Source organism: Acinetobacter sp. Gutcm_16 (assembly GCF_028649355.1).
Classification (GTDB): Bacteria; Pseudomonadota; Gammaproteobacteria; order Pseudomonadales; family Moraxellaceae; genus Acinetobacter; species Acinetobacter johnsonii.
Genome location: NZ_JAQSUV010000014.1, coordinates 50,888 through 72,371 on the forward strand (window position 1 = coordinate 50,888; position 21,484 = coordinate 72,371).

25 protein-coding genes are annotated in these 21,484 nt (G+C 38.5%); 11 read left to right on the top strand and 14 right to left on the bottom strand.

The genetic code is table 11. From position 1 onward, the window contains the following. Nucleotides 1–34: 34 nt before the first annotated feature. Complete coding sequence (locus tag PTT44_RS01390) at nucleotides 35–1,276, bottom strand: acyl-CoA dehydrogenase family protein (protein ID WP_168159623.1); 1,242 nt, start codon at nucleotides 1,274–1,276, stop codon at nucleotides 35–37. A 94-nt stretch (nucleotides 1,277–1,370) separates the two neighbouring features. Here PTT44_RS01390 and PTT44_RS01395 point away from each other — a divergent pair, with 94 nt between their 5' ends. Both PTT44_RS01395 and PTT44_RS01400 read left to right on the top strand, forming a co-directional pair. Beyond that, the gene (locus PTT44_RS01395) at nucleotides 1,371–2,288 is read left to right on the top strand and encodes a LysR family transcriptional regulator (RefSeq protein ID WP_168159624.1); all 918 of its coding nucleotides are present in this window, start codon (nucleotides 1,371–1,373) and stop codon (nucleotides 2,286–2,288) included. A 185-nt stretch (nucleotides 2,289–2,473) separates the two neighbouring features. Continuing rightward, a complete protein-coding gene (locus PTT44_RS01400; protein ID WP_168159625.1) occupies nucleotides 2,474–3,028 on the top strand; it encodes a thermonuclease family protein in 555 nt (184 codons plus the stop codon). A gap of 58 nt (nucleotides 3,029–3,086) precedes the next feature. On the opposite strand, the gene PTT44_RS01405 is transcribed toward PTT44_RS01400, so the two are convergent. The 4 genes from PTT44_RS01405 to PTT44_RS01420 all read right to left on the bottom strand — a co-directional run bounded on the left by PTT44_RS01405 (nucleotide 3,087) and on the right by PTT44_RS01420 (nucleotide 6,988). Beyond that, a complete protein-coding gene (locus PTT44_RS01405; RefSeq protein WP_168159626.1) occupies nucleotides 3,087–3,689 on the bottom strand; it encodes a nitroreductase family protein in 603 nt (200 codons plus the stop codon). 186 nt (nucleotides 3,690–3,875) lie between these two features. Further along, entirely contained in the window at nucleotides 3,876–4,367 is a 492-nt protein-coding gene (locus PTT44_RS01410) for a hypothetical protein (protein WP_168159627.1), read from the bottom strand. A gap of 107 nt (nucleotides 4,368–4,474) precedes the next feature. After that, nucleotides 4,475–5,869: a class II fumarate hydratase gene (fumC, locus tag PTT44_RS01415; protein ID WP_168159628.1), complete on the bottom strand. Its 1,395-nt coding sequence runs from the start codon at nucleotides 5,867–5,869 to the stop codon at nucleotides 4,475–4,477. A gap of 111 nt (nucleotides 5,870–5,980) precedes the next feature. Continuing rightward, complete coding sequence (locus tag PTT44_RS01420; RefSeq protein WP_168159629.1) at nucleotides 5,981–6,988, bottom strand: NAD-dependent epimerase/dehydratase family protein; 1,008 nt, start codon at nucleotides 6,986–6,988, stop codon at nucleotides 5,981–5,983. A gap of 348 nt (nucleotides 6,989–7,336) precedes the next feature. Here PTT44_RS01420 and PTT44_RS01425 point away from each other — a divergent pair, with 348 nt between their 5' ends. The 3 genes from PTT44_RS01425 to PTT44_RS01435 all read left to right on the top strand — a co-directional run bounded on the left by PTT44_RS01425 (nucleotide 7,337) and on the right by PTT44_RS01435 (nucleotide 8,918). Further along, nucleotides 7,337–7,828, top strand: a complete 492-nt coding sequence (locus tag PTT44_RS01425) for a MarR family winged helix-turn-helix transcriptional regulator (protein ID WP_168159630.1) — start codon at nucleotides 7,337–7,339, stop codon at nucleotides 7,826–7,828. Between the two features lie 2 nt (nucleotides 7,829–7,830). Then, entirely contained in the window at nucleotides 7,831–8,169 is a 339-nt protein-coding gene (locus PTT44_RS01430; RefSeq protein WP_168159631.1) for a DUF6616 family protein, read from the top strand. Between the two features lie 248 nt (nucleotides 8,170–8,417). Next, the gene (locus PTT44_RS01435; protein WP_168159632.1) at nucleotides 8,418–8,918 is read left to right on the top strand and encodes a ricin-type beta-trefoil lectin domain protein; all 501 of its coding nucleotides are present in this window, start codon (nucleotides 8,418–8,420) and stop codon (nucleotides 8,916–8,918) included. Between the two features lie 78 nt (nucleotides 8,919–8,996). On the opposite strand, the gene PTT44_RS01440 is transcribed toward PTT44_RS01435, so the two are convergent. After that, nucleotides 8,997–9,542 carry an Ail/Lom family outer membrane beta-barrel protein gene (locus tag PTT44_RS01440; protein WP_168159633.1) on the bottom strand — a complete coding sequence of 182 codons (546 nt, stop codon included), beginning with the start codon at nucleotides 9,540–9,542 and terminating at the stop codon, nucleotides 8,997–8,999. 214 nt (nucleotides 9,543–9,756) lie between these two features. Further along, on the bottom strand, nucleotides 9,757–10,014 hold the full coding sequence (locus PTT44_RS01445; protein WP_168159634.1) for a hypothetical protein: 258 nt from the start codon (nucleotides 10,012–10,014) through the stop codon (nucleotides 9,757–9,759). A 62-nt stretch (nucleotides 10,015–10,076) separates the two neighbouring features. On the opposite strand from PTT44_RS01445, the gene PTT44_RS01450 reads away from it, so the two are divergent. The 6 genes from PTT44_RS01450 (at nucleotide 10,077) to PTT44_RS01475 (ending at nucleotide 15,986) form a co-directional block, all read left to right on the top strand. Then, a complete protein-coding gene (locus PTT44_RS01450) occupies nucleotides 10,077–10,727 on the top strand; it encodes an SOS response-associated peptidase family protein (RefSeq protein WP_168159635.1) in 651 nt (216 codons plus the stop codon). A gap of 91 nt (nucleotides 10,728–10,818) precedes the next feature. Continuing rightward, entirely contained in the window at nucleotides 10,819–11,385 is a 567-nt protein-coding gene (locus PTT44_RS01455) for a LexA family protein (protein WP_168159636.1), read from the top strand. Then, complete coding sequence (locus PTT44_RS01460) at nucleotides 11,382–12,680, top strand: Y-family DNA polymerase (protein WP_168159637.1); 1,299 nt, start codon at nucleotides 11,382–11,384, stop codon at nucleotides 12,678–12,680. The genes PTT44_RS01455 and PTT44_RS01460 overlap by 4 nt, the downstream gene beginning before the upstream one ends. A gap of 534 nt (nucleotides 12,681–13,214) precedes the next feature. Beyond that, nucleotides 13,215–14,024: a hypothetical protein gene (locus tag PTT44_RS01465; RefSeq protein ID WP_168159638.1), complete on the top strand. Its 810-nt coding sequence runs from the start codon at nucleotides 13,215–13,217 to the stop codon at nucleotides 14,022–14,024. 183 nt (nucleotides 14,025–14,207) lie between these two features. Continuing rightward, on the top strand, nucleotides 14,208–14,987 hold the full coding sequence (locus PTT44_RS01470; protein ID WP_168159639.1) for a hypothetical protein: 780 nt from the start codon (nucleotides 14,208–14,210) through the stop codon (nucleotides 14,985–14,987). A 420-nt stretch (nucleotides 14,988–15,407) separates the two neighbouring features. Beyond that, nucleotides 15,408–15,986 (top strand): hypothetical protein, encoded by a 579-nt coding sequence (locus PTT44_RS01475; protein ID WP_168159640.1) that lies wholly within the window; start codon nucleotides 15,408–15,410, stop codon nucleotides 15,984–15,986. A gap of 226 nt (nucleotides 15,987–16,212) precedes the next feature. Here the strand turns inward: PTT44_RS01475 and PTT44_RS01480 are convergent, their stop codons facing one another. From PTT44_RS01480 to PTT44_RS01510, 7 genes are all read right to left on the bottom strand, one after another. Next, nucleotides 16,213–16,791, bottom strand: a complete 579-nt coding sequence (locus PTT44_RS01480) for a lysozyme (RefSeq protein WP_168159641.1) — start codon at nucleotides 16,789–16,791, stop codon at nucleotides 16,213–16,215. A gap of 11 nt (nucleotides 16,792–16,802) precedes the next feature. Continuing rightward, the gene (locus PTT44_RS01485) at nucleotides 16,803–17,174 is read right to left on the bottom strand and encodes a hypothetical protein (protein WP_087010935.1); all 372 of its coding nucleotides are present in this window, start codon (nucleotides 17,172–17,174) and stop codon (nucleotides 16,803–16,805) included. Nucleotides 17,175–17,238: 64 nt separating this feature from the next. Further along, nucleotides 17,239–17,469 carry a hypothetical protein gene (locus PTT44_RS01490; RefSeq protein WP_058869408.1) on the bottom strand — a complete coding sequence of 77 codons (231 nt, stop codon included), beginning with the start codon at nucleotides 17,467–17,469 and terminating at the stop codon, nucleotides 17,239–17,241. Then, complete coding sequence (locus PTT44_RS01495; RefSeq protein ID WP_168159642.1) at nucleotides 17,462–19,471, bottom strand: hypothetical protein; 2,010 nt, start codon at nucleotides 19,469–19,471, stop codon at nucleotides 17,462–17,464. Before PTT44_RS01495 ends, PTT44_RS01490 begins: the two co-directional genes overlap by 8 nt. A 13-nt stretch (nucleotides 19,472–19,484) precedes the next feature. Then, on the bottom strand, nucleotides 19,485–19,877 hold the full coding sequence (locus PTT44_RS01500) for a hypothetical protein (RefSeq protein ID WP_168159643.1): 393 nt from the start codon (nucleotides 19,875–19,877) through the stop codon (nucleotides 19,485–19,487). Further along, nucleotides 19,874–20,233 carry a carboxypeptidase regulatory-like domain-containing protein gene (locus PTT44_RS01505; RefSeq protein ID WP_168159644.1) on the bottom strand — a complete coding sequence of 120 codons (360 nt, stop codon included), beginning with the start codon at nucleotides 20,231–20,233 and terminating at the stop codon, nucleotides 19,874–19,876. Before PTT44_RS01505 ends, PTT44_RS01500 begins: the two co-directional genes overlap by 4 nt. Beyond that, nucleotides 20,226–21,476 (bottom strand): hypothetical protein, encoded by a 1,251-nt coding sequence (locus tag PTT44_RS01510; protein WP_168159645.1) that lies wholly within the window; start codon nucleotides 21,474–21,476, stop codon nucleotides 20,226–20,228. The genes PTT44_RS01505 and PTT44_RS01510 overlap by 8 nt, the downstream gene beginning before the upstream one ends. Between the last annotated feature and the right edge of the window lie 8 nt (nucleotides 21,477–21,484).

The window sequence follows — 21,484 nt, forward strand, 5'->3', positions numbered from 1 at the left end:
ACACGATGAATTAAAGAGATGATCTTCTCCTCTATTATTTTTTACGACGCGTACTATAGCCGCGTTTTGCCAGTTCTAATTTTGCAATCATACCTTTATGCACTTCATCCGGCCCATCGGCCAAACGCAGTGAACGTGCTTGAGCGAAGAAACCTGTCAAAGGCGTATCACGCGAAACACCTGCTCCGCCGTGAATTTGAATCGCCATATCGACCACTTTTTCAAGCACACTTGGCGCAACTACTTTAATGGCAGAAATCTCAGTTAACGCTGCCATATTCCCTAAAGTATCCATTTTATACGCAGCATACAAGGTTAATAAACGTGCTTGATCAATTGCAACACGTGCATCAGCCACGCGCTCTAGGTTTCCACCTAATTTTAAAATTTCTTTGCCAAATGCAGTACGACTCATACCACGATCGATCATCAATTCTAAAGACTTTTCCGCAGCACCAATACAGCGCATACAGTGATGAATACGACCCGGCCCTAAACGACCTTGGGCAATTTCAAAACCTTGACCTGCGCCACCAATAAAGTTAGAAATAGGTACACGAACATTACTAAAGCTAATTTCGCCGTGACCATGTGGAGCATCGTAGTCACCAAAGACTGGTAACATTCGTTCTATTTTGACACCAGCCGTTTCAACAGGCACTAAAACCATCGAGTGTTGATGGTGGCGATCTTTCGTTTCATCTGGTGTATGTGCCATAAAAATAATAATTTTGGCATTGGGGTCGCCTAAGCCTGAAGACCACCATTTACGGCCATTTAGCACAATTTCATCACCTTCGATTACGGCTGTTGCTTGCATATTGGTCGCATCAGATGAAGCAACAGCCGGTTCTGTCATGCAGAAAACAGAGCGAATTTTTCCATCTAAAAGCTGCGTAAGCCACTCTTGCCTTTGAGCTTCAGAGCCATAACGCCACAATACCTCCATGTTGCCACTGTCAGGCGCATTACAGTTAAATACGGTCGGCGCAAGAAGACTCCGACCTGTAAGTTCTGCAATATGAGCGTACTCTTGAACCGATAGACCTTGACCCAATTCAGGACATGGCAAAAACATATTCCATAAGCCCGCAGCTTTTGCTTTGGCTTTGAGCGTTTCAAGTTGTGCAGGCCACTGCCATTTGGTCCAGTCGCCACCTTGGTTCAGTTCATGTACCTCATGCCAAAAATCGGTTTCGATCGGCTCAATTTCGTTTTGAATAAATTGTTTGGTACGTTCTACATAATCTTGAGCACGTGCTGAAAGTTCAAACATGGCTGCTTCCTTCGATCTATTTTGATATTTTCGCTTTACATCAACATAACCTGAAAACTAATATGAACAAAATGATTTTATTTTATAGATCAGCATGAACAGTATTCATAGTAAGTCACCCATTGATATGGGGCTTTTTCATCGCATCGATATCAATTTATACCCGCTTTTTATTGCAATTTATGAGCAAAAAAGTATTTCTAAAGCAGCTCAAATCTTGTCGATTACGCAGTCTGCTGCCAGTCATGCCCTGCAGCGTCTACGTAGCCATTTAAAGGATGATTTATTTGTTCGCTCTGGCAGCCAAATGCTTCCAACACCTTTTGCAGAACAAAATTACCTAATTATTAAAAATGCTTTAATTGCAATTCAAAGTATTTCCATGCAGCAGCAAAGCTTCGACCCGAACATGGTTCAAAGCCTAAAAATTGCGATTCATGATGAAATCGAACCAATTGTTTTCCCAAAGTTAGTTGCTCACTTTCAGAAACTTGGACTAAGTATTCAGTTCATGAGTAGTAAGCTGGATCGTAAAACAGTAGATGCTGATTTAGTTTCTCAACAAATTGATTTTGTGATTGATTTGGAACAAAACTTTGGCGATAAAATTCAATTTGAGAGCTTGGTCAAAGACCAGTTTGTGGCTTGTACTCAGCTCCAGCAAATCAATGCTGAATTGTATTTGGCTGCACCGCATATTGGTGTATCTTCGCGGCGTACTGGTGTTTTGGTTGAAGATGTTCATTTAAATCGTAAGCAACTGTCTAGGCAGGTTTTTTTGCGTTGTCAGCACTATTCCACTGCACTACAAATTTTAGAGCAATATCCAAATGCAATTTTAACGATTCCTCAAAATATTTTGAGCCATTTGCATGTTTCCCCTCTACTCAATATTTTTGATGTTCCTGTAAAACTGCCGCAAATGAATATTGGAATTTTTTGGCATAAAAATTTAATGGAGAATAAAAGGCATCATTTTTTAAGAAGCGAAATTTATAAAATTTTTGCTTAGGCTATTTCTAAATAAACTAGCTATTTGCTTTTTTATTTCGCTAGAACTTTGTTCCTGTTTACTTGTTTAATTAAACATCTACTTTCTTATGAAAAATAAACACTTGTGATCACTTAAAACATTTTAAATAGTGTATCTACCATACAATGTCTTTTTGATATTTTTATTTTCCATTGCTCTCCTCTATGTTTGATCACCTGTCCAATAGCTGGCTCATCGGTATTGGCTTCGCCCTTTGCCTGATACTGGTATTTATTTTTTATAAAATACAAAATGCTCTCAGCCAATTTCTCCATCCTTTTAAAAAAGGTAAAACCTATTGGTGTCGAATTACGGCTATAAGTGATGGTGATACACTGACATGTTATCGCTTTAACTTTCGACGCTCTGAAACCAAATTACGCTTTGCCTATATTGATGCGCCTGAGTCGACTCAAAGCTATGGGCCTGAATCCAAACGCTTAATCAAAAAAATGGTTTATCGGAAAGTGGTTCGTGTTCGCATTACAGACATTGATCGTTACGGTCGTTGTGTAGGTGAAATCTACCGTTTTCGGAGAAGTATGAATGAGGAGATGGTTAAACGTGGTGCAGCATGGGTCTATGAGGACTATATTAAGGATAAAAAGCATTTGAAACATATGAATGCTTTACAAAGTCATGCGAAAAAGCACAAGAAAGGTTTATGGCGCGGCACCCGCCCTATTCGCCCGAGTGACTACCGGAAAATGAAGAAGTAGTCGATCTGTAAAGACTAAGTCTAAAAAGCCGCTCCATATGAAGCGGCTTTTTAATTGATTATTTGAAGACTTTAAAGCGTACAGCATCATCCACAAAGCCTTTTTCTTTGGCTTCGCCCTCAACCGAACCAAAGACCAGTTGTGCACGCAGTTTCCAACTTGCAGGCACATCCCACTCAGCATGCACTTCTTCATCTACAATTGGATTGTAATGCTGTAAAGATGCACCTAAACCTAAGGTATGTAATGCAGTCCAAGTTGCAAACTGCGCTATTGCAGTTGAATGCTCTGCCCATACTGGGAAATTTTCAGCATAAGATGGAAATTGCTCTTGTAGCCCCTGAATTACATCTAAATCTTCAAAAAATAAAACAGTTCCCACACCTGCTGCAAAACTGGTCATTTTTGCCGTTGTTTTAGCCGCACTTTCTTCATCTTTAGCATAAGACTTCAGTTTTTCAGCCACAAAAGTCCAAAACTTTTCATGTTCCGTATTAAATAAAATTACCGCCCGAGATGACTGTGAATTGAACGATGATGGGCTTTGTTTAATGGCTGTTTGAATCAAATCAGTTAAAAATTCAGGGCTGTGCTCGACCTTTTTACCAATGGTATAAATGGTACGACGCTTTGTAATTAAGTCGATGAACTGATTTGACATATTATAAAATCCTTACGGCTATAGTGTGAATGATGACGCAATGTATCAAGCAATATTAATTCCAATCTTTGACTAAATAATAAAATTTAGTGCTTTAGATGCAGTTTAAATACTTTCTTGTGCTCGCAAATACATAGTTTTGCTATCGATATAAAAAATCCTCCATTTGGAGGATTTTTAAATGACTTAAAATTTGGCTTCTAAGACTTGAGTGGAAATTTTATTTTTCCATAATTCACGAAGAATAGGTAAATAGAACTTTTCACCTAGTTCAACCAATTCTGCATCGATCAATGCATGAATCTCATGCATAAATAAATAATCAAGTTCAACTGTTTTCAACTGTTGCTGTGCTTTTGCAAAATCTTTGCGCTTTTGTTGTGCACGTTTCACTAGAGCATCTGCAAAATCTTTATCTTTAAACTGTTTGATCGCGTTTAAGCGTAATTCAATCACGCCCCAACCACTCAACAACAGTTTGAAAAGTTCAAAGTCAGCCGTAGTTGATTCCCATGTCATTTCTTCAAGATTTTCATTTTCAGGTAGTACAGGAAGTAATAACTCCATAACACTTGGGAAAATCTTTTTGAAATTTAAAACAAATTTAACAGGATGTTCACCCGGATAATCGTTAAATTGCACGTTTTTCTGAACATCTGTCAAATAAATATCAAGCATGGTAACTCATCAGCAGTTTATCTTTAGTCGACCATTGTACCGACTTCGCCCAAAGATAAAAACCGCTGATGTTCATTTGCTCTTTAGTTGAGCATCTGGACCAAGGGCTATTTTACATTTGGGGAAATCATTTGCTCTGGACGTACCACTTCATCAAACTGCTCAGCCGTAACTAAGTTCAACTCTACAGCCACCTGTTTTAACGTTTTCCCTTCTTTATAAGCTGTTTTGGCAACTTTCGCTGCATTTTCATAGCCAATCACTGGGTTTAAAGCCGTAACTAACATCAATGAGTCATGTAAGAAGTGGTCAATTTTTTCACGGTTTGGTTCAATACCTACTGCACAGTGATCATTAAAACTATTACATGCGTCACCCAAAAGCTGAATCGACTGCAACAAATTAAACGCAATCACTGGCATGAATACATTCAGTTCAAAGTTACCCGATGCACCCGCAACATTAATCGTGGTGTCATTGCCTAATACTTGCGCCACCACCATGGTCATCGCTTCACTTTGAGTCGGATTCACTTTCCCCGGCATAATACTTGAGCCTGGTTCATTTTCAGGAATACGTAACTCGCCAAAACCACATCGTGGGCCACTTGCCAACCAGCGAATGTCATTGGCAATTTTGTTCAAGCTTACCGCAAGCGTTTTTAATGCACCTGAGGCAAACACTGCTGCATCGCGCCCAGCCAATGCTTCAAATTTATTTGGTGCAGTCACAAAAGGCAGCCCTGTCAACTCTGCCAGTTGCTCCGCTGATTTTTCTGCATAATCAGGATGAGCATTCAGCCCTGTACCTACAGCTGTTCCACCTAAAGGCAGCTCATACAAGCCTGAAAGTGCTTGTTGTAAACGCTTTAAACCATGATCGAGCTGGGAAACATAACCGCTAAATTCTTGACCTAAGGTTAAGGGTGTCGCATCTTGTAAATGAGTTCGGCCAATTTTGACGATGTCTGAAAATGCTTGAGACTTTGCCTCTAAAGTATCTCGAAGCTGGGTAACCGCAGGAATCAGTAATTCATTGATCTGAATGCTTGCTGCGACATGAATCGCCGTTGGGAACGAGTCGTTGGTCGACTGAGCACGGTTCACGTGATCATTCGGGTGTACAGGTTTTTGGGCGCCTAAAGGATTGCCGAGTTTCTGATTGGCGATATTGGCAATCACTTCATTACAGTTCATGTTGCTTTGTGTGCCTGAACCAGTTTGCCATACCACCAAAGGAAACTGACTATCCCACTGCCCTGCAATCACTTCATCCACAGCACCCACGATGTATTGCGCCAATTCTTGTGGAATTTGGTTGAGCTCAGCATTGGTCAATGCTGCTGCTTTTTTCACTAAGCCCATGGCACGAATCATTGGACGTGGTAGACGTTCACTACCAATTTTAAAGTTTTGTAAACTACGCTGAGTTTGAGCACCCCAAAGTGCTTCACTCGGTACTTCAACTTCGCCCATCGTGTCATGTTCAATACGTGTTTGCATTTTAACCTCTTCCTTTTTAAGTGAATTGCAAAATGATTATTTTGCGCTTGTTTTCCTTATCTTAATGATTAAGTAAAAATATGTAAATGATAATTATTATCAGTAAATTAATTAACGGCCATCTAAACTTTGTCGGTAGAAACGCCATCCATCTTCAAGAGTCTGTTCTAAGCCACGCTTCGCTTGCCAGTGTAAAACGTTTTTCGCTTTACTACACTCTGCTGCGACCTGATCTAATTCCACAATGTTCGAATCAACTACATCGACTGTAGCAATGTCACTTTGCGTCACGCTTTCAACTTTTTCAACCAACTGCTGTATCGACACACTTTGACCTGCGATATTAAAAGCTTCACAAGCAAACTGTTGAGTGCTTAACCATTGTAACGAAGCGGCAATCGCATCACAGGCATCGAGGATATGTAAAAAACTACGCTCTACGGTATGGTCTGTGGTTTGTGCACTTTTTCTAAGTTCAATATGATCACGCTGTTTTGCAGCAACTTGCATCAACAGTGGAATAATATTTTTCGGTAAAGGCGGGAACAGTTCTCCGAGCATCGCATTTTCAAATGCACCAGCAACATTGCCCATTCTTAAAATTGCAATTTTCCATTCATTATCCGTTTTTGCTGTATCTCGAATAATTTCTTCGACCATTTGCTGCGACTTGATATACGGGTTTGGATAACCGTAATTCAGCTCTAAATCTTCTTCTAGCTGTAGGCTCGATTCACCATAGACCGCAAGACTGGAAAGATGAACCAAAGTTCGGACACCTGTGCGCTGCATGGCACGCAGTAAACTCATGATACAACTGACATTATCGTTATAGTACTCCAAAGGCTTCAATACAGATTCTTCAAGCGATTTAAAACTTGCTGCATGCACCACTGCATCGATGGAATACTGCTCAAAAACTTTATTTAAAGCAGGCGTATTTCGTATATCAATTTTGACAAAAGGCACATACATGCCACTAATAAATTCTAATCGTTCAAGAGTTTGTAAGTTCGCATTGGATAAATTGTCTACAATAATGACCTCTTGCCCGTGCGCCATAAAGCTCAAAGCAATATGAGAGCCTATAAAGCCTAAACCACCAGTCACTAAAATCATTGTATACATACTCCTTATAATAATCAGCAAGTTGCGTTTTATTGGTGTATTTATGGTGTTTCAAATGACTTATCCACAGATATTAAACGCAAAAAACCGACTCAAAATTCTCTTGAGTCGGCCAATCTGCAAGAGCACTATATCACCATTTTAAAGGTTCGGAATATCGCATGTGTTACAGTTATAGCTATGTACTGTATATCGTTTATGAAAAGGAAAATACTTATTGAAGGAATTGTGTAGCCCGAAATCTTGCTACGTGATTTTGTTCAAAGAGTCTGCAATTGATTTGACAATATTTTTCTCTTTTTATATAGTTAGGCGACTCACTATATTGCAACTAATTAAATGAAACTTGATCAAAAATACAAAGCTCTTTTAGGCGAAGCACGAAAAAGAAACTTGCCTGATATCGAAGGAATACAACTTTGTTTTATGACGCTTTCACTTGCATCCAGCATAGATCGTGATTGTGCAAATCAGCTCTCTTTTCATGGTCTATCTGAAGGGCGATTCATTCTTTTATTTTTACTTGAAGCAGCTGGTGAAGGAATTGCCCCTAAAACTCTTGCAGAACAAGCTGGAATTACCCGCGCAACAGTAACTGGTTTGCTTGATGGCCTAGAACGTGAAGGATTAATAGAACGACAAGCAGACACAGAGGATCGTCGTGCTTTAAAAATACAACTCACTTCAAAAGGAAAGTTAATAGCTAAAGAAGTTTTTGACCAACATAGCCGCTGGATTTCAGGCTTATTTGGCAATCTTTCTTTTGAAGAGCGTGATCAATTGACCCAATTATTAGAAAAAGTCTCAAACAACCTCACCAATAAGGAATGAATATGAACCACTATCTTGTCGAGCTTTATACTCCAAATTCTGCTTGGAAAGCCTTATCATTCGATGAGCGCAAAAATTATTTAAATAATGTTGGAGCTGCAATGGCGGGACTGTCTGATGCTGGAGTTCAAGCGCTAACACTAACTCAAATCGACTCTAAAATTGATCAAAGTAGTGAACATCAATTCTTAGCCGTTTGGCACTTCCCAAATCAAGAAGTTTGCAATGCTCTACTTGCAGGTATCAAAGCAAGCGGTTGGTATAACTACTTCGACCATGTAAATGCTGTTGGAGTTGAATGCGATTTCAATGAGCACCTAAATGCGCTCTCTAATATTTGAATTTACAAAATTAATTAAATATCAAAGTCATCCTTTACATAAAACTAGGATGACTTTGATTGATCACTTAGTTCTTATTGGTGGTTTAATTAGATCCCCTCATATGGTCCAACATTTGAAAGCACTTTACTTGCAGTAGTAAATGTTCAATTAATATACATGAAGGTAATGTATTTTTTATTAGTCCATTTTTAATACATATTTTTAAAATATATTACATTTAGTCTTTAGATAAATTTGAAAATCAAATGCTTAAACCTATAATTTTAATTAGTTCATGCGCTTTTTTTACAGCATGTATTGTTGTTGAATATCCTGTACCAGTAATTGTAAATAAAGAAGTAACCACCACTGTAGATTATCCAATTAAACCACCTCTTGAACGCTTTAAAGAGGTTCAAATTCGCACCTATGATAATCGCTGTTTAGAGCTCAGTCCTTTTAATCAAAGAGAGCTTTTAGCTTCACGTTGCCAAAACACGTCTAATCAGAAGCTTGTTTATCATCAAGATAAAAGCATAACAGTACAAGGAAAATGCTTAGACGTATCTGGCGCAAATAAAAATGATGGTGCTCAAGTTATTGCATATCAATGTAATAACCAACCCAATCAAAAATGGTTTTTTGATGGTTACCGTATTCGTAGTCAAGATAGCGGAAAGTGCCTAGATATCTATGATGGCAAAATGAAGATGTATACCTGCAATAATAATCGCGGCCAGAAGTTCACAATTCTTCCCTTAATATAAGGGAGTTTACCTACAAAAAAAGCCCTCAGTAATAGGGCTTTTTTTGTTTGTCGATAAGACTATTAAAACTAAATTAGCTTAGAAGCGGTAACCAACACCGATGTTAAAGCCATTTAATTTAGCACTCTCGCCTTCAAATTTAACTTTAGTGCCTTCATAACCTACATGTACAGATACATTTTGTACTGGATTAACAGCTACACCCACGCCATATGCAAATTCTGTTTTAGTAAGGCTACTTGAATAGCTGTAACTTCCATCAAATTCATGATCACTATAATCGCTCTTAACATTAGCAAAACCAGCTAAGGCATATGCACTTACATACTCGTTAAAGCGGTATGCTGGACCAGCTAAAAGTGAAAATGATTTAACTTCAGCTTCTTCTACACCATAACCATAATTAGATTTGTCATCACCAGATACATATGATGCAGAAACCACTACACCTACTGGAGATTCATTTTCAAAGCGGTATTGTGCATTCACGCCTTTTAAATCTTTAAAGTCTTCTGCTTTTGTTTGTGCATAGCCAACAGAAACTGTGTGTTGAGCCGCAACAGCATTGATAGAAACACCCAGTGCGCAAGTAATAATAGCGCCACGAATAATATTTTGAATCATCTTATACCCTTTATATTGATTATTAGTCATTTTCTAATTAGTAATGACTATTAAGTGAATAAATTCACCACCAATATTATTTCATTATCAATACAAAAAAGGTATTGCAAAATTACACAAATATTTACCATTCGGTATATTTATTAACCATTTATACAATTTTATTAGTTTGATTCTTTTAATTTTAAAATTTAATAAAGATTAGTTTCTCAAATTATTTACCAAAATACTTCCTGCAACCTTTCAAGAATTTTTCATTAATATTCATTTCTGGATCATCCTTTTCATCATCACATTGATCTGCATTTTTTAAGTTGTTATCACGTGCGTATTGATAGCCATAATACTCTTCTGTGCCTTCCTTGAAGCCACCTAGCTTGTCAGGTCTCATTTGGTATTGGAAAAAGATGAAGGCAGCGATACCAATAACTGCAAGTATCCCATTGATGATCCTAAATTGTTTTGAAATCATTTTTATTCTTTATTGGGTTATTATTTGAGCGATGATCATAAAGAATAAAAAGGGATAAGTCTATGTGCGCAAACTTCGAAGCGATCAGAAAGAATCGTGCATTTCTGTTAGATCTCCCTGAGCCTGATCAGTTGGAGTTTCCTGAAGATATATTCCCGAACTTTCCATCACCTTTGATCTTTTCCAATGTCGGCAAGATCGAATGGAGATCGGTTAATTTTGGGATGATTCCTAAGTGGGCCAAGGAAAAGAGTTTCGGCAAATACACATACAATGCCCGGACTGAAACGGTCGCTGAAAAACCCAGTTTTAGGGAGTCTTGGCATAAGTCTCAATTTGGTTTAATCCCTGTCGAAACCATCTTTGAGCCTAAATACATAGATGGGAAATCGCACTGGTATGGCATTGCCCGTAAAGATGGCATGCCCTTTACCGTAGCGGCTATATATGAGAATGCCGTAATTGCTGGAGAGCAAATCCGATCGATGAGTATGCTCACCATCAATGCAGACCATCATCCCTTCATGAAGCAATTCCATAAGCCTAAAGATGAGAAGCGCTCTATCATCGTTATACCTGATGAATACCGCGAAGAATGGCTGAATTGCAGCTTTAAAGATGCTCATGAGTTCTTCCTTGAAATGCAGGATGAGTACATTACCTTCCCTAAATCCCGCTTATCTGAAAATGGTGCTCAACCTAATTTAATTTGAAGGGCCGTTGATTATCCACAGCTTTTAAATTTGAATTTATTTTGACCGAAATCTACAATCTTGAAATCTGTTACAGAAATCAAGTTTGGCTATGAATGATCTAAAAATGCACGGTGGCACAAGACCGGGTGCAGGGCGAAAGCGCTCAGAACTGACCACGCTTATCCGTGTACCAAACTCGTCTGTTTTAGAAATTAAAGCCTTTTTAAAGAAAGCTAAAGCCAATCCTGAAATCGATAACATTCGCCAAGTTGATCCAGTCACACATATGGCTATTCCATTGGCCACTGAGCGCGTTCAAGCCGGTTTCCCTTCCCCAGCCCAAGATCATGTTGATAAGACCTTAGACCTAAATGAGCACCTGATAAAGAATCCAGCTGCTACGTTCATCGTACGTGTTAATTCACTTTCTCTCATCAATATTGGTATCGATATTGGGGATGAGTTAATTGTCGATCGTAGTCTTGAGGCAAAGCATTGGGACATCGTGATTGCACTGGTCGACAATGAGTTCACCGTAAAGCGTCTCATGTGTGAAGATGCTGGGGTATGTTGGCTAAAAGCTGAAAACCCTGATTATGACGACATTCATTTCAGTGAAGGACAAGAGTTCATTATTTGGGGTGTTGTCACCCGCGTTCTAAAGAGCTTCAGATGAGAAGCGAAAGTAAGATCTATGCCTTAATAGACGTAAACAATTGCTACGTCAGTTGTGAGCGTGTGTTCAATCCAAAGTTGAATAATAGACCGGTCATTGTGCTTTCTAACAATGACGGCTGTGCAGTTGCACGTTCGCAGGAAGCCAAAGATCTTGGGATTAAAATGGGTGTTCCCCTATTCCAAATCAAAGACATTGTTGAAAAGCATAATGTAGAAGTGCTTTCGAGCAACTATAAAGTCTATGCAGAAATGTCTAAACGCTTTCACAGTATCCTTGCCGAATATGTTGCACCAGGAGAGCATGAGATCTACTCGATCGATGAATGCTTTCTAGATCTCACCGCATATGAGCATAAATTCGATTTAACTGAATACGCACAAGACATGCGTGAGCGTATCGCTAAGTGGATCGGCTTGCCTGTATCGGTTGGAATTGGTCGAAGTAAGACTGAAGCCAAGATTGCCAATCATATGGCCAAGAAAGCCAAACGCTTTTCGGGTGTCTGTAATTTGGTATCCATGGACCCAAAACATAAGGATTACTTTTTTAGTTTGATCGATGTATCTGAGGTTTGGGGAGTCGGTCGACAGTACAGTAAGAAACTGCACGCCATGGGTGTTCACACCGTTCAGGATCTCACCCGAACTGAGCCGCGCAATATGAAAAGACTCTTTTCCATTGTTATGGCCAAGACGGTTGCCGAGTTGCAAGGTATTTCATGCATTGAGATTGAACATGCCCCACCCGCTAAAAAACAAATCATCTCATCGAGGTCGTTTGGCCAACGTGTAACGGATAAAGAATCTTTGTCTGAGGCAATGAGTGATTACCTGCAATCAGCTTTTAAACGTCTACGTGAAGACAAAAGCTTATGTGGCTGTGTGATTGCTTTTGCTGAGTCCAATCCATTTGATAAGAATAAACCGTTTTATAAGAAATCAATCAGTGTTGGTTTTGCTGAGCCTACCGACTCTGCTGCAGTCATGAATAAAGCTGTGATGAAGCAAATGGATGAACTGTTTCAAGAAGGTATCGAATTTAAAAAGTGCGGTGTGATTTTAACTTGTATTGAAAGTAAGGCAGCCTATATTCCTGACCTGCTCACTGATGTTGAATCGATAGAGCGAAATGAGAAACTACAGCTCGCAATGGAAGGTGTTAAGGAAAGGTTTGGGGATAAGAAGCTTGCGATCGGACCATGTAAATTGCCGAATCGTGGCTGGTCGATGAGTCGAGGGAGTTTGACGAGGGATTATTTTAGCTGGGAAGGTATGTTGACTATTAATAATTAATAGTAAGCTATTATTATCTGCAATATTACGTTTATAAGTTTAAAAAAAGCATTACAACTCAAAGAATTAATAGCATATAATAAATATACACTTTTTTGTTTCAATAATTTATTTTGTGAAAACTTCTACTTGGTTCTTTACTACATATATGCTTAGCTTTACCCCTTACTTGCTACAAATGGGGATGAGTATTACAGATAAGAAAATCATTTTTTTAACTCACATTGACGTAGTTGCCATGTTGTTCACCATATTAATAAGTTGCTACTTGGAGATTTGGGATAAGATTCAAGATGAATCTTGGAAATCTAAAGCAGTAACATATTACTTGTATGTTTGTGGACTAATGATCAGCGTTTACTTCTTTCAATTTAAGACCAAAGGTCTTTCTTTAGACAACTCACATACAAGCATATTCTTACGAGACTATTACGATCCACAATTGCTTAAATCGTTTTGGATATATACATTTATAGTTGTAAGCTCCACACTATTAATTATTGTAGTGAAAAATTTTCATGCGGGAGGTAAGCAATGAATTTCATTGATAAATTATCATTGTATATGCCGTACTTATTAGGTGGGTTTCTCCCTCTTGTGATTTATGCTGCATATCAAGCCTTCAAACCAAAGAATGCTGAATTGAAAAACAAAGTATCTAACGTGGTAGCACATGTGGATGAAGAAATATCAACAGCTGAAATTATTTCTCAAACTGTAAAAATTTATGAACCAAATCAACCCGTTTTCACAGAGACTTTGAATAGTTACAAAGCTAATGCTTTAGTTGTATTATCAAAAACATACGACTTTCTGAATTATGAAAAATTTACCCAATTCGCAAATCAAAATAATAAAATTTCTGTAGAAAATTGCATAGACCTAAGACCAATGTTGAAGAACAAATCCTATACGACTACTAGTGTTAATAATCGACCATCAATACAAACTATGCGTGCTTTTCAAGCACACAACAAAGTAAGAAAGCATGGTGAATTCGTCATAACAGATGAATACGCATTCTTAGCTGGAAAATTACATAGTATGAAGATGTATAAAGGAAAATATGCTTTAAGAAAAAATTCTTTGCCTAAGTTCAGCATTACTCAAACAGAGCTTCTTTCAAATTCTATTAAAGACTCCAATTTAGCTGTACTAGCACTTTCAAAAGAATCGCACTTGAAACATGATTCAACAGCTTACAATCTTGCAAGGAAAAGAATTAAGTACAACTCAAATACACATAAATTTAGTGTAAGTACGAAATTCCGAAAATTTGAAGAATTAAAGGATGATTCGAAGCCAAATAGACTTTTATTATCCGCCAATCAAAGAGTTTCATAAAGCCACAGAGCCCTCACTTAGAGGGCTTTTTTTCAACCATAGAAATCACCGCAGCATGCGTTGCTATTGGTTAATGCATCATGAAAGTTTGACGAGGGATTATTTTAGTTGGGAAGGTATGTTGACTATTGATAGTTAGGCCAATAGATTATGAAATTTGCAATCGTCAAAAGAAATAAATAAATGGATAAACAAAAAATTATAGATATCGCTCTTTGGGCCATAGTTGCTTATGCTGTTACTTTACTAATTTATTGGACTTTAAAAATATTCAATCAAAATGCTGAGAACATCTCCGCACTAGGATCGTTGTTGTCCGCAAGTGCGACTTTTTTTGCGGCCTATGTAGCAGTAAAATTGTTTAATGACTGGAGAGATCCTGCAAATTATGCAACTACTAAAGAACAAGTTTTAGAAGCTCTAGGGGTTTTATCTCAAGTTCGATATCAGTTAAGTTTTATGTTGGATAATCTTTACACGTTAAAAAAGACGAATGAGTTTCTTGTTTTGAATGAGGAAATACTTAATTATAGTAAAAATGATATAGACCAAAAATTTTTTGAAATTGTAAAAAATATAAAATTTTTAGAAGACAAGCCGCTTTTTGAAAAATTTGGTAAAATTAACCATCATTTCATGCACTCTGAAAACTTTTACATTAGTTGTATTAAAGAATACAAAAATTATTATGATTACCTTGCTGAGTTGGAAATATTGAAAGGTAAGGAAATTTCTGTTGCACCATATAGAGCATATAGATTTTATGGTTTGGAAATTAATGATATCCCCCCTTTATATTCATTAACGAATACACTTAAGTATCAAGTTGGGTATAGCTATAACGACGTAAGTCTACAACAAGAAATAAAGTTTAACTATGACAATACAATTGTAATGTTAGGGACCACAATTGCACTAATTGATTCGTTCGAGTTGAAGTTATTGGACAAAATTCGAGTATAAATTCATTAGCCATTTAGCCCTTAATTATTGAGTTTTTTAACTATTGAAATCACCATCGCATGCCATTTTGGGCAACCCACATACTTTCGCTGATTATCAATAGGTTGAATAAATTGTATGCATGGAACATGAATAATCACAAAAAATATGTTCTAGCCTACTAAGCACTAGAACGTATGAGACTAAAACCATGATCCTTATATGAAAGTTGCAAGTTTCGAGTGGGGTATTATGTTAATTTTAGGAAAATTAAAAAGTATTTTGATAGTTCTTTAATTATTTAATTCTTCTTTAATATTTTTATCAAAACCTATAATTTAGATAGTGGATTTTTATGTGTTATTGAATGAATATATGTTTTATCTCTTTCCTGTAGTAATACTTCCTTCAAAAAATTTAACTTAAGCGTAGAAAATAAACATGACTTATGGATATCGAATAAACTTAGAGCAAATTTTACTAAAAAGAGCTGATGAAGCATGGTCATCAATCAAAAATGATTTTAAGATGGTACCAGATTCTGATCCAATCACAGGACAATCTAAAAATTTTTTGGGTCCTGAATTTGAAAATGAAGTAGTTATATTGACTTGTGTAGATTGTGTTTTAGGTTGGGCTATTACACTAGAATCAGTAGTAAATTTAGTTTGGATAACGAATGAAAAGACTCAAAAAATTGATGAAAGAAGTATAAGAGGAGGTACTATTGAGAAGTTTAAAGAGTTATGTAGACTAAACCAGATAAAAACGGATAATATTAATTTCATAAAAAATCTAAAAACCCTCATTAATGTTAGAAATGGTTTAGTTCATTATAAAAAACCAATTACATATGTAGGATTCTCTTTTGCACCGCAATATCAACATGAGTTTTCTTTTAAAAATATGAACGCTTATCAAACAAGTGTTCACTCATTAATTAAATTTCTAGATCAACACTTTGGTATGGATAGTTCTTATATAAATGGTGAATACAAATTCTTCTATATGACTGAATGACTGAACAAACTTCTACATTTTATAATGATTGATTGTAAATCATTTGTGCTAAGGCAAAGTGATCATACTTCACAGAAGTCTATTTAATATAAAATTTCCTATACAAATGCCCTCACTTGAGGGCTTTCTTAACTCACACACTGCACACAGACGGTGACATGCACCTTTGTCGAAATCGAATGCGCTGTGCAGCCTGAAAGCAGGATGCACAGCATTAGGGCTTTGATCATGATAGAAACAAAGCCTTTTCTTTAGCCCGTCGATTCACAAGCCCTTGCATACGTTTACCGCCTGCATTCACCCATACATCAAACTGATCCGCAGCACCATGAATATCATTGGCATTCAGCTTTTTCACTAAAGTTGATTCTCTAAATGCATTAGTCCCGATGTTGTAGGCAAGTGAAACTAAGGCATCGAACTGATTTTGATTAAGTTGCACTGTGACTGCCTTATTTACAGTAGCTTCAAATTTCTTTAAATCATGCGCCATGTATGCCTTCGCCTGTGCTTCAGTGCATGTATCACCTTTCTTGACTTTAATGCCGTTCGGATAAACCGTGGTACCGAAACCAATCGTCCACACTCCCACACCATCGTCATAGGCAGTAAGTCGCTTACCCTCTAAACTACAGATGAGATCCACACCAAAAAGACTGACCACCATCTGGTCGATTGCAAGTCCCAACATATCGGCCACTAGTGAATCTTTAGCTGTTGCAATCAGTTCGTTAGTGGCATCAACTTGTTTTTGAGTAAGTGTTCCACCGCTGATCTTTCTTAAAAAATCAAATATCTGTTTCATTTTTCACTTACTCACTTAAACATTGCTTTAAAAGCTGATCGAATTTCAAAGATTAATTCACCAATGGTTTTACCACGCAACAGCTGAATCGCTTGATACCAGATGCCAATTAACAACATTCCGAAGATTGCAAAGATCAACATCACAAAGCCTTGCGTCATATGTGAATAAACATGCCAACCATAATATTCAATGAATGCTGAACCACCATACAAACTAATTGCTACGCTAAAGGTGAATTTCATAATCACACCCATGGTGATTTTAATGCGTCCTTCAGTGTCGATATCCCCTGATAATGTCAGGGCAAAGATTGCCCCAACCACTGCAGCGATAATTTTAAAAAGCCATGGTAGGCCTTTGATGCTTAACGGGTCATTCATAGACCACTCCTAATTTTTGGCAATAAAAAAGCGCTCTAATGAGCGCCACACACTTTTTAAAAACTTAAACTTCGATTTGAATCACTTCACCTAATGGCGCGAGTCGTTTGATCTCACCATCAGATACAAATACAGATGCTCCAAGGTTGTAACGGGTTGAACTGGTGACTAAATTCAGGCCAGATCCACCCACCACCAACACTTTGTAATTGGGATGGTCCACACTAGTAATGGTTCCTACAAACTCTGCAGCTGTAGGCAGTAAATCAATTAAACGCTGTAATGCATTACTCACGATTGACACGCTCCACTTTAATGGTTTGATTGACCACTGCATGACTGAACGAGACGCTGACACTATCTACAATGCCCCACCATTCCGCATTAAAAGCCAGTACTTCTCCTGGTACACATTCACCCACTTCAGGCGAAATCGGCATGCTGTAGGTGTGTGTTTCGACCATTCCTGCTTTGGCAAGCTTAGCTTTACCATAGGCCCCCATGCTGACATGGTTGAACAATGGATTGTTTTCAGGTTGAAGTAAGGTATGGGCACTGGTTTCTGTACGTTTCACTTGAGCCACCAACGCTTTACGATCATTGGTCAGCGTAATGCCGTTGTAATCAGGATAGATCTGATAATCCGTGGACTGACTCACCACTGCAGACTCAGGCAATAAGCGATCATATTCGGCGATCGACAGCACATCCCAAAAGGTCTTTTTATAAAGCGGTTTAATCGTCAGTATATTGCTGCCCTTTTCGCTATAGATAAAGCCACCGCCACTTTCAACCACCATCTTGATAGCATCTATTGGCGCTAAATTGGAATAACTTAAGCATTCACGCTCAACGATCCAGCCCAGCGCATCAATCAACTGCCAATTGAGCACCGTATCGCTAAACACACGATCAAGCTCTGCTTGGCATAACTGGACTGAGGTTCGATCATTCTCTTGTAAGAATGAGCGTAAAGGTGCTGTCGGTGCTGCCAGTAATGCCGTTTGACTGCGCCCAATCAAGGTATAAGTGTCTTGGGCAAACTTACGAGAACGTCGGCGGTTCTCAAGCAACATTTGATGTTCTGTACCATTCACGATAATTTTTAAAATCACAGGTTGGCCATTGATCGGTTCAAGTTTGCCAATCTGGGATGCTGGTATGGTCAAACTATAGGACCAGCACCAGCAGCTGCGATCGGTACTATAATTCCCATCATAAACCTGAATCTCTACACCATTATCTAGGCGTGTCACAGATAAACTATTCAATATGTACCACCAATTACGATTTGGTATGCCAGGGATGCAATCATCTGCACCGAAGTTGAGTTCAACATTGTGTGCATCCAGCTCATCACACAGACATACAAACTCAAGTTCCCCCGTACCTTCATACTGAGGGATTTCAGGCTCTGGCCATGGTTGAACGGGATGCTTGCGATAATGAATGGATTTGGCTTTATCCCAAGGGATCTCATCTTGTGTGACCAGCTCCAGCCCTTTGTCCCAATCAAAGCTAAAGCGCTTTTCAAAGACATGCGCGACTTCATGTGAAAACGAGATATTGCGCCGCTTTCGGATCATCTCCTGATGAGTCAATTCACGATTCAATCGAAGCTTGATCGGCTCATCAAAATACAAATCACGTGCAATACGAATCTTTAGGTTTTCTTGCCAACGCACGCCTTGGTTGCGACTGAGCTTCGCGCCCTGATCAAATGCAGCATGGATGGATTCAGATAAAGTCCTTCCACGCTGAAAGCCAATATCATTACCATGGTTGAGCACCAATCCACGGTCATAAAAAAAGGTTTCATTTGACACTCTGAGTACTGGTTTCGCCCAGGATATTTCTGTTGAACCAAGCTGGGTGATTGCACGCTCAAAGACAGCACTAAATCTCAGTTCAACACCCAATTGATGATTGATATCAAATAAGGCATCAAACACCGGATCGAATGATGTATTGATCACTGCATCAAGGGAGCAATATGCATTAATCCCCACCACGTGTAGCTCAGGGATAAAACCTGTATGGATCGTGGCTTCAAGCTGCGCAGTTTGCCCTGATACAGCATGAAACACGGCTTGAAATGAAACAGTGATCTCAGCTTCAAGTGCATTGAAATCTAAACGCTGTGCCTGAAACAAAGCCAAAAAGGAAGTATCAATCGTGGCTTCAAGTGATGCAAGGTTTTGTTCATCCGCACCAAAGTTAAGATCGGCAGAGCCCGTTACAATGTCTTTAAAATTGAGATTTACATGATGTGCATCAGGTGGAATATAGTTCGCCACATGTCCACCTCTTTTATGTAGATGGTTTGAGGATCAATGAGTTCATCATCAAGGTGCTACCTAAAACCAATTCAGGATTGGCCAGCTCTATATCCGTACCCACGGTGAAGTCTGCAACGGCTTCACCTGCACCATTCAGCAATCGTGCCCAAGTTGCTATACCCGCTTTCGTCACCGTTGCTGCATCAGTTTGATTGAGCTCAATGCGGTCAGCATGCATCATCTTTAAACACGGTTTAGGCAAAGTTAGGATCACCAGTTTTGCTGCGCTATTGGCAGCCACTGAGACCGAAGCAGGTTTCGTATCATCATAAAAAATAAAGGAAGCATTTGCGCTTCCTTGATCGAGGTATGTGGCCAGTGCTTGGAGTTGTACAAGACTGGCTTTTAAGGAGGGTTGAATCATTTGGCCACCAGTTTGTCTGAGATGACTGCGTTATATTGTCCATTGGGATCAAAGGCCACCACAAAGCATTCAAGCCCTACTGCAATATTTCTAAAAAAGTAGGTGCCATCAGGCTTTGATAGCGTTTCCCAGAGTAACTCACGTGTACTGCGCTTAAAACAACACACAGGGACAGGTGAATAATTCTGACCTAGTTTCTTGGTAGTTCCTTTAATCTGTCCAAAGCCTTGATCAGGTGTTGAAACTGTAATTACAGGCTTTTGCTCTTTTATGACTGCATAACCATAATCCTTAAGCTTTTCAAAGTTAGGTTTGTAGCCGCCAAAAAAGACTCTTAAAATTCTAATATTAGACAATTTTAATTTCCTCAATTGGGCTTGCTAAAAATATAGCGCTTGTACTACTGTTTGCCGTTATACAGTGCAATAATAAATTCTTATTTTGCTCAATATCGCTCGCTAACACTGGTAAGTTTTCTTTTGTAATAGCAGGTTTAGAAGATAATGTTGCCTCGTATCCACACACATAAAGCCCAATTGCATGCCCCAAGAATTGAGATGTTTCTTTCTCAAAAATCGTAAGAGGTCTTGCAGTTGTAGTATTAAAAGCTTCAACTGAATTACTTAAATAAGATCTTAAGGCTTGAGGGTTTGAATAAAATAAATACTTGGTCGTAACAGGAGCATTGCTCGCATCAAATGATACTGGGATTTTGCCAATGTAAGCTTGAGATGAGTTGGCTCCTGCAGCATATCCATCCTGCCCTCCGTTATAACCAGTGTTATTGATATTTGTTGGTGGTACATCACCCAGAAGCAATGGGCGCTTTAGTGGCTCTAAATCAAAACAAGCAACTGGCTGCAACGCATAAAAACGAGAAAGATAGTCACCATTACCGCAAAAAAACATTAAGTTAATGTGATAAATACTACCAACAACCTTTGAGTTTCCATATGTGCTGTAGCCCTGTGCATATGTCCAATCATTGTGAATATTGTTTGCTGATTGTGAAAAATTCCACAACAACCCTCGTGCAGGCGTTAATAATGAAGCATTAGCAACCACCGACTCAGAATCCGTAATTGTGCCCGTAACCAAGTCAACAGTTTTACCTACACATGGTGATATAGCATTTCTATAACTCGTATTGTTTTGATAACACAAGCGTAAAAATAAGTCGGTTTCGTCAAGGTTTTTAAGCTTGAAAATATGAACATTCGCAACGTCATAGACTAATTGCCAACCAAGCGGTGCAATCTTGGTGACAAAACCACCTGCAATCAAAATTGGCGCAGCATCAATGGTCATGGTGACTGAAGTCGCTGTCACTGCATCAATCCAAAATTCTCCGCCATTGATTGCCACCAACGGCCCTGAATTAATCTTTAGCACCCGGTCTGCAGCATAACCATGTGCTACACCGTAGTTTAGTGTTACTTGATTCCCAGTCACCGAAACACTGGCCACAGTCTGCTCGTTATAGCCTTGTGACAGCATTTTCTTAAAACGATCAGGAAACAGATTTTTAGAACCCGAACAAAAGTCCAAGCCCACATCTGCAAAATCAAACATCTTGGTCTGTGTTTGCTTCATTGCCATTATGTTTT